This window comes from Streptomyces sp. NPDC006385 (assembly GCF_040612485.1).
Taxonomy (GTDB): Bacteria; Actinomycetota; Actinomycetes; order Streptomycetales; family Streptomycetaceae; genus Streptomyces.
The window spans coordinates 1-11,579 of record NZ_JBEXQG010000131.1 but is presented as its reverse complement, the minus strand read 5'-3'; the positions used below and the strand labels follow the sequence as shown (position 1 = coordinate 11,579).

Below are 11,579 nucleotides of genomic sequence, written 5' to 3'. Positions count from 1 at the left end.
GCGGCGCCGAAACCGTTGCCCTGAGGCGAGCGCCCGGACGGCATCGGCAGCTTCGGCTTCCACCCGGCGAGCACCGCAAGTCCCCCGGCCACCATAAGCGCCCCACCGACCAGGTACACCACCAGGTGGTAGCGCTGCAGCGCGGCCGAGACCGCCGCGGCCCCGAGCCCGATCGGCACGATCACCGTGGCCACACCGGCGCCGAAGGCGAGCGTCCCGGCGACCACCCGGCCGCGGGAGCGGAACCCGGTGGCGAAATACGCCGGCAGCATCACCGAGATACAGCACGGCGCCAGCAGCGCCACCATCCCGCCGAGGAACGACGCCAACAGCGTGGTCCCGAACAACAGCTCGCCCATCCACAGGCCCTTTCCGGCAGGTCACAGGCCGCGGGGCCCGCAATCACCTATCCAGCTTCGGACCTAAGTTACCTAGGAGATAGTCTGCCTGTCGACCCAACGCCTCCCCCGCACGAGTGAAAGTAGGGCGCCGCCGTGCTCCTTGCCTCCGTCGACATCGGACAGCTGGTCGGCTCCGGTTCCCTGTTCCTGGCCGCGCCCTTCGCGCTGGCCGCCGGCGCGATCACCGTCGCCTCGCCCTGCTGCCTGCCCCTGGTGCCGGGCTACCTGTCGTACACCACCGGCATGACCGCCGTCGACGCCCACACCCGGCAGACCACTCCCGGAGGCCCGGCCCGGGGCCGGGCGCTGCTGGGCACCGCCCTGTTCGTCCTCGGCTTCGCCGCCGTGTTCACCGCCTACGGTGCCCTGTTCGGCTCGGTCAGCACGCTGCTGCTGGCCCACCAGGACACCGTCATCCGCGTCCTGGGCATGCTCACCATCGCGCTCGGCCTGATGTTCATGGGTGTCCTGGAGCGCGTCCCGCTGCTGTCGCGCACCTTCAAGCCGCAGTTCACCCCGCGCGCCGGGCTGGCCAGTGCGCCGTTCATGGGTGTGATGTTCGGCATCGGCTGGACCCCGTGCATCGGCCCCACCCTCGCCGCCGTCCTGTCCCTGTCCCTGACCACCGGCTCCGCCGGGCGCGGTGCCTTCCTCGCCTTCCTCTACGCCGTCGGCGTCGGCATCCCGTTCCTGCTGTTCACCCTCGCCCTCGGCAAGAGCATGCGCGCCTTCGACTTCGCCCGCCGCCACACCCGCACCGTGCTGCGCATCGGCGGCGCCCTGCTCGTGGCGGTCGGCATCGCCCAGGTCTCCGGCCTGTGGAGCTGGATGATCTACCAGATGCAGACCTGGATCAGCGGCTACGCACTCCCCCTGTGACGCCGGTCCGCCGCGAGGCGGACGTACGGTCGTCGCACGATGCCCGCCGGACCGGCAGGGAGCGTCCGGCAGGGGCCTTCCGCGCCCCCGGCCTTACCGGGGACCACCGCCCGTGACCCCGCCCCCGGCTTACGGGGGCTCCCGGGCCTCAGTGCGAAGAAGGGGCGTCCCGCTCTGCGCACCCCACCGACCGGCAGCCCCGTCTGAATACGGGCCTGGGCCCGGCGGGAGCGGGTGCTCCGGCCGGGCCCAGGTACCGGTCAGACCTGCTCGCCGCAGCATCCCGAGCTGCCGTCATTCCGCGCCGGCATGCGCTGCGAGGCATGCGACGAGGCGCAGCAGTCGCACCGCTCGGTGGTCCCAGCTGCATTGCCGTGCGACACGCCGCAGCACTTCTCGCAGCACTTCTCACCGCTGGTGGCCTGGCCCGATGTGTGGTGCCCGCAGTGCGCGCAGCACGTCTCGCCCCGGCCATGGGCACGGTGTGTGGCGCAGGCGGTCCCGCACTCGTGCTTCGCGGCGACCGAGCCGACGTCCGACGAGCCCATGGACACCTTCATGGTCATCGCCTCCGCGCGCGTGTCCGCCGCGACGGCACGCGGCTGTGATGCCGTGCCCATGCCGCTTGCGGCGGGTGGTGCGGGTGTGTACGCCTGCGCCAGGCCGGAGAATCCGGCCGAGACGGCCAGAACGGTCCCGGCGAGAACGCCGACACGGGAGAGAGGTCGTGTGCTCATACGCCACCTTCTGTTCACGCCGGCCCGCAACGATGCGTCACGGATCACTGACACTCCGCCACGCTAGCCGATTTCCTAAGCGCCTTCGGTGCTGAGTGGGGTGCTGGTCCCCCATACGGGTGGAGTCCTGCGCCGTCCGGGCAGCGTCGCGCACCGAGGGCCCTGCTGGTCCGCGGTCGCCGCGGCAGGCCGGGACGGTCGGCGGAGTCCGTGCGCAGGCCCCGGGAGGTGAACCGAAGCCGCCTACGGCCGGGAGAGCGGGGCAGGTCCGTTCACGGCAGTGCGCGGCGGGGCGGAGTCACAGCCGCCGTGGACGCAGGCCGCTCAATTCCGAATGCGCGAAGGTTGTGGGCGGTGACGGGCCCGGCCCGGCTCTCATGGGTCGGCCGTGCCGCCCGCCGTGCCCGCAGCAGCATCCGTTCCGCACCGTACGAGGTTCCCTCCGTGACGTTCCGTTTCCGCTCCGCCCTAGTTAGCCGCCACCGCGGTCCTGCTCGCCGCCGTGCTGACCGCCTGCGGTGGAGGCACTGACACCTCAGCCCCCGAGGACTCACCGGCCTCCGCAGCGGCCGTCAGCCACATCCACGGGCTCGGCATCGACCCGGCCGACGGACTGCTGTACGTAGCCACCCACGAGGGCGTCATCGCCGTCGAGGACGACGGCTCGCCGAAGCGGGTCAGCGACACCGCCGACTACATGGGCTTCACCGTGAAGGGACCCAGGACCTTCCTCGGCAGCGGCCACCCAGCCGAGGGCAGCGGCGGCCACGCCAACCGCGGCCTGATCGAGTCCACCGACGCGGGCAGGACCTGGAAGACCCTCTCCCTCGGCGGTGCAGTCGACTTCCACGCCCTGGAGTACGCCCACGACACGGTCTACGGCTACGACAGCACCAACGGGATGCTGCGCGTCAGCAAGGACGGCAAGACGTGGGACAAGCGCGCCGAACTCGCCGCACTCGACATCGCCGTCAGCCCCAAGGATCCCGGCCTCGTGCTGGCCACCACGCAGAACGGCGTCGCCAGGAGCGGCGACGGCGGCAGGACCTTCGGCGACGGCACCGAGCCCGTGCTGGCCTTCCTGTCCTGGGCCGAGCCCAAGGCGCTGTACGGCGTCGACCCCACCGGCGGGCTGCACCGCAGCACCGACGGCTGCGCCACCTGGAAGAAGGCGGGCACCGTGCCCGGCGGGCAGCCCCAGGCGCTGACCGCCGTCGACGCCGACCATGTTCCGGCCGCCACCCAGGACGGCGTCTACGAGACCCGTGACGGCGGCAAGACCTTCACCAAGCGCCTGCCGGTCACCCAGACGTCCGGCCACTGAGCCACGCCAGGGCTGGACGGGACCCGGCAGGGCTGCCGCCATCCGGCCGGGAAAGGGACACTCATGAGCGTGAACAGGGCCCCGGACGCACAGGTACGTCGGTACTGGAACCGTGACGCGCCCTGGTACGACGGCTGCATGCATCCCTACGACCGGCTGCTGGTCGGCGACGGCCGGGCGTGGGTGGGCGCGCACTCCAGCGGCAGGGTGCTGGAGGTGGCCGTGGGCACCGGACGGAATCTGCCGCACTACCCGGCCGGGACTCAGGTGATCGGCATCGACCTGTGCCCGGGGATGCTGGAGCGGGCCCGGCCGCGCGCGGCCGCCTCCGCCGCGGCGGTGAGGCTGGTGGAGGGGTCCGCAGCGGCGCTGCCGTTCCCGGATGCCTGTTTCGACACGGTGGTATGCGTGCTGGCCCTGTGCTGCATGTCCGATGACCGGGCCGCGGTGCGGGAGATGCACCGGGTACTGCGGCCGGGCGGGCGTCTGCTGCTGCTCGATCACATTCCCGGCTCCCGCTTCCCGGTGCGCGCCGTCCAGCGTCTGGCCCTGCCTGTGCTGCGGAGGCTGTCCAGCGCCTACCACCTGTGCAGGCCACTGCTCCTGGCGGAGGAGGCGGGGTTCACCGTGACCCGCCGGGAGCGGTACTGCCTGGGCATGGTCGAGCGGCTCGTGGCGGTCAAGGAACCCGCGCCCGCCTGAGGGGCGCACCGCGTCCGGATGAACTGCGTCCCGTCCGCGTGGCGCAGCGGCCGGCCGACGGCCGGGCCGGAATCTCATGCACCTCGGCGTTCGCCCCGGTACTCACCTCAGCGTGCTGCCCGCCTTCCACGTATCCCAGCCGACGGTTCGGCGTCGAGGCCGGCACACCTGCGATCCGGTTACCTGCGTCCGCCCTCGGTACCCGGAACCCCGGTGAGCTGTGCGTGCTCGATGGTGTCGTCGATCAGCACCACGTTGTGCCCCGCGGCGGCCAGCAGTGACGCACCGATGGCGGCCCGGAACCCGCTGCGGCAGTGCACCCAGGTTTCCGTGTCGGGGAGGTCGGGGATGGCGCGAGGCAGCTCCCGCAACGGCAGGTGCCGGGCGCCGGGCAGGTGCCCGGAGCGCCACTCGCCGTCTCCCCGGACGTCCAGGACCTCCACGGGCCGCCCGGACCGGACTGCGGCCAGTGTCGCGAAGTCGGCTCGGGGGTAGGAGGCCAGCCACTGTGGGCCGGCCCATTCCAGCGGGCTGCCCACGGCGACGGCCACCGGGTGGTCGAAGCCGATCCGCAGGAGCTCGTGCCGGGCCGCATCGAGTTCCTCCTCGTCGGCCGCCAGCAGGGTGACCGACGCGTGGAACGGGACCAGCCAGCCCAGGTAGGTGGCCAGGGATCCGCGGGCATCGAAGTTCACCGCGCCCTTGAGGTGGGTGTGCGCGAAGGCGGCTCGCGGCCGGACGTCCACCACCCACTCCCCGGCCGCCAGCCGCTCGGCCAGTTCCGGGAGTCCGGCCCGCCGCGGCTCGGTCAGGGTGGCTGTCGGCGCGGGTCCGGCGGCGTTGATCGTGGCCATGTGGCGGTAGTACGCGGGATAAGGCTCCAGACCCGTCAGGGAGCCCGCCACGAAGGCGTCCTCCTCCTGGCGGAAGACCGGGTTGACCGCGCGTTCCCGGCCGATCGTCGACCGGTCGGCCGGGCTGGCCGCACCCGCCGCGCAGAAACTGCCGAAGCCGTGCGTCGGCAGCACCACGGTATCGTCGGGCAGCACCTCGGCCAGTCGGCGCACCGACCGGTACTGGCGGTGCGCCAGTGACTCGGCCAGGTCCGCGCCCATGAGGTCGGTCCGGCCCGTGCTGCCGTAGAGCAGCGAGCCGCCGGTGCACACCAGCCGGGGCTCCCCATCGGCCGACGCGAACGCATAGGCCACATGGTGGTCGGTGTGACCGGGGGTGGCGACGACACCGACCCGCAGCGGCCCGACCGGCAGATGGTCGCCGTCGGCCACCCGCAGGGCATGGAAGCCCAGCTGCGGACCGGCGGGCACGACATAGTCAACGGCGTGGTTCCGGGCCAGCTCCAGCCCCCCGGTCACGTAGTCGTTGTGGAGGTGTGTTTCCAGTACGGCCCCGAGCCGCAGCCCGTGGCTGTCCAGCACGGTGGTGATCCGCTCCAGGTCCCGCTGCGGGTCCACCGCGACCGCGACCGACCCGTCCGTGATCAGATAGCTGCGGTCGCCGAGGCTGAGCGTGGCGATCTGGATGGCCTCCAGCTGTTCCGGCAGCTCGGCGGAGAGCCGGACGCCGACCTCGGTGACCTCGCCGAGGCGCGCCTCGACCGGCATCTCGGTGACGCCGCGCGCAGAGAGCACCCGCAGCACCCAGTGGCCGGGGGTGGCGTAGAAGCGGAAGGCGCCGTCGGCGGAGGTGACCACCTCGCCGACGAACTCGCCGGCCGGGTCGAGCAGACGCACCCAGGCACCCGCGACCCGACCGCCGGCGGCCTGAACGGTGCCGGCGACGACGGTACGGGACGAGGTGTCGATCTCGGGCGCCGGCGTGGCGTACCGCTGCGTCCTTCCCGGCACAGCCCCGGTCACCTGTCGTCCCGCTACTTCTCGATGGGCACGCCGACCATCGAACCGTACTCGGTCCACGACCCGTCGTAATTCTTCACGCTGGGCTGGTCGAGCAGTTCGTGGAAGACGAACCAGGTGTGGGCGCTGCGCTCGCCGATCCGGCAGTAGGCGATGGTCTCTCGGCCGAAGTCGACGCCCGCGTCGCGGTAGAGCGCGCGCAGTTCGTCGTCCGCCTTGAAGGTGCCGTCGTCGTTGGCCGCCTTCGACCAGGGGATGTTCTTGGCGGTCGGGATGTGACCGCCCCGCTGCGCCTGCTCCTGGGGCACGTGGGCGGGCGCGAGGAGCTCGCCGGAGAACTCCTGCGGCGAGCGCACGTCGATGAGGTTCTTCTCCCCGATCGCGGCGAGCACCTCATCCCTGAAGGCCCGGATCGAGGTGTCGGGCTCGCGGGCGGCGTAGTCGGTCCTCGGACGCTGCGGCACCTCGTCGACCAGCGGACGCTCCTGCAGTTCCCACAGCTTGCGGCCACCGTCGAGCAGACGCACCCGCTCGTGGCCGTAGACCTTGAAGTACCAGTAGGCGTAGGCGGCGAACCAGTTGTTGTTGCCCCCGTACAACACGACCGTATCGTCGGGGGCGATGCCGCGCTCCGACAGCAGCTCCCCGAAACGCTGCCGGTCGACGAAATCGCGGCGCACCGGGTCCTGCAGGTCCTGCTTCCAGTCGAACTTCACCGCGCCTGGGACGTGACCGGTATCGTAGGCGCTCACGTCCTCGTCCACCTCGGCGATCACCACGTGCGGGTCGTCCAGGTGCTGCTGCACCCAGTCGGCGTCGACCAGGGACTCTTTACGGCTCATCGTCGCCTCTCCTTCCGTCAGGGGTAGACCCACGCGGCTTCGGAGACAGGGCGGTACTCAGCCCAGGAGGCGAATACCGCCTGCTCCCAGCAGAACCCCTGCCGCAGCTGACGTCAAACGAGGCCACGGCTCCCGCCCAGGGGGCCAGGCGGCGAGTGCTGCGGAGTCTGGCGGCAGGCCAAGGGCTGTCCACGGCCTGCTCCTGGGAGAGAGCCGTGGGGTTCACCGTGGTCCTGGCACAAGCCGGCCCGGTCCGGCACCACAGCCGATGACGTGGGACACGAGGTATGGCGGTCAGCGTCGCCAGATGAATGCGACAAGCATGACTGGCATCGCCAGGGTGCCGATGGTCATCAGCGAGGTCACCCCCGTTCGTCATCATGCGTGGGTCTGAACCGCCGGGGATGTCCTGGTCCATCAAGGCTTCCATCTCTGGCCAGTGGCCGGCTGCGGCGTATTTCAGCGGCGCGGTTGTCCGTTCGGCTGTGGGGTACTCGCGATGCCCCAGCTGCTCGCGGGAGGTGCACGTGCGCGTTGCTGTCGTGGGCGGGGGCCACAACGGGCTGGTGGCCGCCTGCTATCTCGCGCGGGCGGGAACCGAGGTGGTCGTACTGGAGCAGGCCGGCAAGCTCGGCGGCGGGTCGCGTACCGACGAGCCGGCACCGGGCTTCCGCTTCAACACCCACTCCGCCGCACACAACATCATCAACGCGACCGACATCGTCACCGACCTCGGGCTGCGCGAGGCGGGTCTGGAATACCGCGAGATGGACCCGTTCTCCATCGCGGTCTTCACCGACGGCACGATCGTGCGCTTCCACCGCAGCATCGAGCGGACCGTCGCCTCGATCGCCGAAGCCGACCCCGCCGAGGCCCGCCGCTACGCGCACTGGATGGACGAGGCGATGCCGGTCATCACCGCCATGCGTGCCGGCCTGGGCGGCTATGGGCGGGCGCGGCAGCTGCGGCGACTGCCGCGCCAGATGCTCGCCGGCGTGCAGGCGCTGGCGCGCAACGGCGGACCGGTCGGGCTCGCCGGGCTGCTCCTGCAGCCTTACGGCCGTGTGCTGCGGGAACGGCTGGGCAGCGAGCTCGTACGGGCGCCGGTGTCGGCCTTCGCCGCGCACGCCTCGGCCTCGCCGGACGAACCCGGCAGCGCGCTGTTCGGCCTGTGGCAGGCGTTCTATCACCAGGTCGGGCAGTGGCACGCCGTCGGCGGGTCGCAGGGACTCATCGACGCACTCGCCAGGCGGCTGGAGAGCTACGGCGGGCAGTGGCACACCGGCGCGGCGGTCGAGCGCATCACGCGCACCGGCAGCCGCGTGACGGGGGTGGTGCTGGAATCGGGCCAACGCCTGACCACCGACGCCGTCCTCACCGCGATCGACCCCCGGATCGCGCTGCTTCAGCTGCTCGACCCGCCGCTGACCGGGCCCGTCGCGGACGCGCTGCGCGCGACGCGGCGGGGCAACGCCGTCCAGATGCTCGTGCTGCTCGGAACGACGGAGCTGCCCGGGTACGCGGGGCCCTGCCAGGGGACTGGAACGGCCTGCAGTCCTTCGTGGACAGCGTCGACTCCCTCGCGGATGGCTTCGCTCAGGCGAACGCACGACGCCTGCCTGAGGACCCGGTGCCGACCTATGCCTTCACCCCCAGCGCACTCGACAGCAGCCTGGCATCGCCCGGCCACCACACCGTCTACCTGGCCTGCCCGACCGCGCCCCACCAGGTGCACGGCGGCTGGGCGAACGCCGCGGCGGCGTTCGCCGACCGGATGGTCGACACCGTCGAGAAACGGGCACCGGGCTTCACGGACACGGTCGTGAACCGGACGATCCGCACGCCCGAGCACATGGCCCGCGAGCTGCGCTGGCCAGGCGCGCACCCGATGTACCTCGGCGTCAACCTCGACCAGGTCGGCCTCCTGCGCCCCACGCGCGCCCTCAGCGCCCACACCACGCCGATCCGCGGACTGGTCGTGTCCGGAGCGGGCAGCGCCCCCGTCGGCGGCATCGCCGGCATACCCGGCCGCAGCGCGGCGCGCGCCCTCCTCCGCAGCATGCGCGAGACCTGAAAAGCAGGCCGACCGCTGTTGTCGGCTCAGCCTGGGTGCCAGCCACACGTCTCTGTCGGCTGTGGGGCTGCAGTGTCACAGCGTCGTCGAGTGTCAGCGATGGGTGGGCACCGGGCACAGCAGGGACAGTCCAGGGTGGTCGCGGATCTGCTGCACGCTGTGCGGGATCGGGGCGGCGAAGGCCAGCGCGATGACCACGATGGCGGCTGCGACAGCCAGGGCGGCGACGGCAGACCACCGACGCCGCGTCATGACCAGGCCGTAGGCGGCCAGGGTGAGAACGAAGACGGCGAGCATCGTGTACAGGGGCGCGGGGATGAAGTGCAAGGTGATGTGGAAGGCGAAGACGTCCATCCACAGCACGTGCAGTACCCCGAAACCAAGGAACAGCAGGTCCGGCAGCGCGCTGTAGAGGTGGCCGAGGAATCCCGATTCCCACGGCGAGGCCCGGCCGGAACCGTGACCGGGGATGGCGCGGACGACGGTGAGGGCGGCGAGGCCGAGGGCGCCGCCGAACAGTCCGTGCAGCCAGAAATGGAACTGGGCGCCGTAGTTGGCGTAACCGGCGTACAGCACCACCTCGGTGGTGAGGACCAGTGTTGCGCTGATCCACGCCCGGCGGCTCATCGCAGCCCGTCGATCAGGATGCCGATCTCCTGCTCGTGGTCGGCAAGTCCGGGGTCGAAGGTGCGGTAGCGCAGTTGGCCCCGTGCGTCGATGAGCGCGTAGCCGGGCCCGATCCGCCCGCTTTCGGTCACCAGCGCATAGCGCCGGGCCAGGCGCGCGTCGGTGGAGCGTACGACCTGCGCCTGTGGAAGTTCGGGCAGCGGGCAGCGCGTCCGGCAGAAGACCACCACGGCAGCTTGGCCGGGGGCGAGGCCGAGTTCTTCCGCGCCGGGGGCGGGCTGGTCGAGGTAGAGCAGATCGAGTTGCTGCAGGGCATGGTCCGGGTCGTGGAGTTGGTGCGCGTCGGACCGCACGTACCCCCAGACTCCCGCGCCGGCCGCAAGAGCCGTCAGGAGGAGTCCGGCCCACCGGTACCCGTCCGGCCCGATCCTCATACCGCACACACCGTGGCCTTCCGCGTGACACTGGGTTCTGATCTGTCATGAGCGACGCTAGAACCCGGACCCGGGGTCAAGGCCAACCCGTGGTGCGGCGCAGGAGTGAGGTGCCGGTTCTTCACCGGTTCGAGGGATGGGGCTCATAGGAGGCTAGAACCTCGCGTGCTCCGGCGCCGGGGACTCGGGGTCCGGGAACGGAGCGGCGGGCCGAAATTCCTTTAGGTGACGACGGTAACCCGCGGTCGGTTCCCCGCCCAGGGCACCCTTCGCCGCACCCTCGGCACTTCGGGGGGTGGCGTCAGTACGGCCCATCGCCCGTGCCACACTCTCCCCATGTCCCCTAAGGAGCTTCGGAGCAATGTGGGGTGGCCCGGCCCCCAGTCCGCGGGTACGGCCCCGCGAGGCCGCCGGTACCTGCTGGTGGCCGGCGCGGCCCTGGTGTTCACCGGATGCACCTCGGCGGCGGAGGGCGGCGCGGACCGTTCCTCCGGCTCGGGCGGGCCCTCCGGCGCCTCGTCGCAGTCGCCCGCGGGCACCGGGGCGATCACCGCGATACCGGCCGGGCGGCGCCCCACGGCCCCGGACATCTCCGGCAAGAGCCTGGACGGCGAGCCGCTGCAGATGTCCGACTACCGCGGCAGCGTGGTGCTGCTCAACGTGTGGGGCTCGTGGTGCGAGCCGTGCAAGGCCGAGGCACCGCATCTGGCCCGCGCCTTTGAGGTGACCCGGGGCCAGGGCGTGCAGTTCCTGGGCATCAACACCCGCGACATGTCAGTCGGTCCCGCGAAGGCGTTCGAGCGACGCTACGGCATCACCTATCCCAGCTTCTACGACCCCCGAGGCGAGCTGGTGCTGCGCTTCAAGGGGCACCTGCTGCCGCAGGCCATCCCGTCCACGGTGGTGATCGACCGTCAGGGACGCATCGCCGCACGGGCCCTGAAGGCACTGGGCGAACGGGAGATCCTCGGCATGCTGACCCCCGTCATCGCGGAAGGCCGGTGAACCGCGTGCCCACCCCGCGCAGTTCGACCCCTACCGGCACCTACCGTCCCGACAGCGGCCCCCACCCCCCGGATGACCTCATCGAGCCGCCGTCCACGGGCCTGTCCAGTGCGCCCCCGGAGGACACCGAAGCCCCCGTCGGCACCCGGCTCGGTCCGCTGGGGTGGCTGCGCTGGATCTGGCGCACGCTCACCTCGATGCGCACGGCGCTGCTCCTGCTCCTGCTGCTGAGCCTGGCCGCGATCCCCGGTTCCCTGGTCCCGCAGGACTCCGGCCAGCCGTCCCAGGCGGCCGCGTTCCGCGCCGACCACCCGACTTTGACCCCCGTCTACGAGAAGCTGGGGCTGTTCGACGTCTACGCCTCCCCCTGGTTCGCCGCGGTCTACCTGCTGCTGTTCCTCTCCCTGGGCGGCTGCATCCTGCCGCGCTGCCTGCAGTTCGCCCGCGCGCTGCGGGCCAGGCCGCCGGCCGCTCCCCGCCGGCTGGACCGCATGCCGGAGCACACCCGGTGGAGCAGTCCCACCACCCCCGATGAGGCGCTGGAGGCGGCACGACGGGCCCTGCGCCGACGGCGCTTCCGGCTGTGCGTGGAGAAGGCCGGCCCCGATGGGGCCGGGGGCGCTGTGGCGGGTGAGAAGGGATACCTGCGCGAGGCGGGCAACCTGCTGTTCCATCTCGCC

12 protein-coding genes and 1 pseudogene are annotated in these 11,579 nt (G+C 71.7%); 7 read left to right on the top strand and 6 right to left on the bottom strand.

The window, feature by feature from the left end; genetic code table 11:
• Positions 1-359: pseudogene (locus tag ABZ078_RS43335) on the bottom strand (cytochrome c biogenesis protein CcdA); the annotation flags it as partial.
• A gap of 135 nt (positions 360-494) precedes the next feature.
• Between ABZ078_RS43335 and ABZ078_RS43330 the strand changes: the two are divergent.
• Positions 495-1,280 carry a cytochrome c biogenesis CcdA family protein gene (locus ABZ078_RS43330; RefSeq protein ID WP_356584050.1) on the top strand — a complete coding sequence of 262 codons (786 nt, stop codon included), beginning with the start codon at positions 495-497 and terminating at the stop codon, positions 1,278-1,280.
• Positions 1,281-1,540: 260 nt separating this feature from the next.
• Here the strand turns inward: ABZ078_RS43330 and ABZ078_RS43325 are convergent, their stop codons facing one another.
• Entirely contained in the window at positions 1,541-2,017 is a 477-nt protein-coding gene (locus ABZ078_RS43325; protein ID WP_356584049.1) for a hypothetical protein, read from the bottom strand.
• A 502-nt stretch (positions 2,018-2,519) separates the two neighbouring features.
• On the opposite strand from ABZ078_RS43325, the gene ABZ078_RS43320 reads away from it, so the two are divergent.
• Complete coding sequence (locus ABZ078_RS43320) at positions 2,520-3,341, top strand: F510_1955 family glycosylhydrolase (protein WP_356584048.1); 822 nt, start codon at positions 2,520-2,522, stop codon at positions 3,339-3,341.
• A gap of 63 nt (positions 3,342-3,404) precedes the next feature.
• Positions 3,405-4,043 (top strand): class I SAM-dependent methyltransferase, encoded by a 639-nt coding sequence (locus tag ABZ078_RS43315; RefSeq protein ID WP_356584047.1) that lies wholly within the window; start codon positions 3,405-3,407, stop codon positions 4,041-4,043.
• 179 nt (positions 4,044-4,222) lie between these two features.
• Here the strand turns inward: ABZ078_RS43315 and ABZ078_RS43310 are convergent, their stop codons facing one another.
• Positions 4,223-5,908, bottom strand: coding sequence for a DUF1416 domain-containing protein (locus ABZ078_RS43310; protein ID WP_356584046.1), 1,686 nt, complete (start codon positions 5,906-5,908; stop codon positions 4,223-4,225).
• Positions 5,909-5,931: 23 nt separating this feature from the next.
• Complete coding sequence (locus ABZ078_RS43305) at positions 5,932-6,759, bottom strand: sulfurtransferase (protein ID WP_356584045.1); 828 nt, start codon at positions 6,757-6,759, stop codon at positions 5,932-5,934.
• A gap of 527 nt (positions 6,760-7,286) precedes the next feature.
• Here ABZ078_RS43305 and ABZ078_RS43300 point away from each other — a divergent pair.
• Positions 7,287-8,585 carry an NAD(P)/FAD-dependent oxidoreductase gene (locus ABZ078_RS43300; protein WP_356584044.1) on the top strand — a complete coding sequence of 433 codons (1,299 nt, stop codon included), beginning with the start codon at positions 7,287-7,289 and terminating at the stop codon, positions 8,583-8,585.
• Positions 8,582-8,833, top strand: coding sequence for a hypothetical protein (locus tag ABZ078_RS43295; protein WP_356584043.1), 252 nt, complete (start codon positions 8,582-8,584; stop codon positions 8,831-8,833). Before ABZ078_RS43300 ends, ABZ078_RS43295 begins: the two co-directional genes overlap by 4 nt.
• A 93-nt stretch (positions 8,834-8,926) precedes the next feature.
• Here the strand turns inward: ABZ078_RS43295 and ABZ078_RS43290 are convergent, their stop codons facing one another.
• A complete protein-coding gene (locus ABZ078_RS43290) occupies positions 8,927-9,460 on the bottom strand; it encodes a hypothetical protein (protein ID WP_356584042.1) in 534 nt (177 codons plus the stop codon).
• On the bottom strand, positions 9,457-9,894 hold the full coding sequence (locus tag ABZ078_RS43285) for a hypothetical protein (protein WP_356584041.1): 438 nt from the start codon (positions 9,892-9,894) through the stop codon (positions 9,457-9,459). Before ABZ078_RS43285 ends, ABZ078_RS43290 begins: the two co-directional genes overlap by 4 nt.
• Before the next feature lie 336 nt (positions 9,895-10,230).
• Here ABZ078_RS43285 and ABZ078_RS43280 point away from each other — a divergent pair, with 336 nt between their 5' ends.
• Together ABZ078_RS43280 and ABZ078_RS43275 are read left to right on the top strand one after the other, a co-directional pair.
• Positions 10,231-10,899 carry a TlpA disulfide reductase family protein gene (locus tag ABZ078_RS43280; RefSeq protein ID WP_356584040.1) on the top strand — a complete coding sequence of 223 codons (669 nt, stop codon included), beginning with the start codon at positions 10,231-10,233 and terminating at the stop codon, positions 10,897-10,899.
• A gap of 80 nt (positions 10,900-10,979) precedes the next feature.
• The coding region (locus tag ABZ078_RS43275; protein ID WP_356584051.1) for a cytochrome c biogenesis protein ResB at positions 10,980-11,579 on the top strand (600 nt) is incomplete at its 3' end.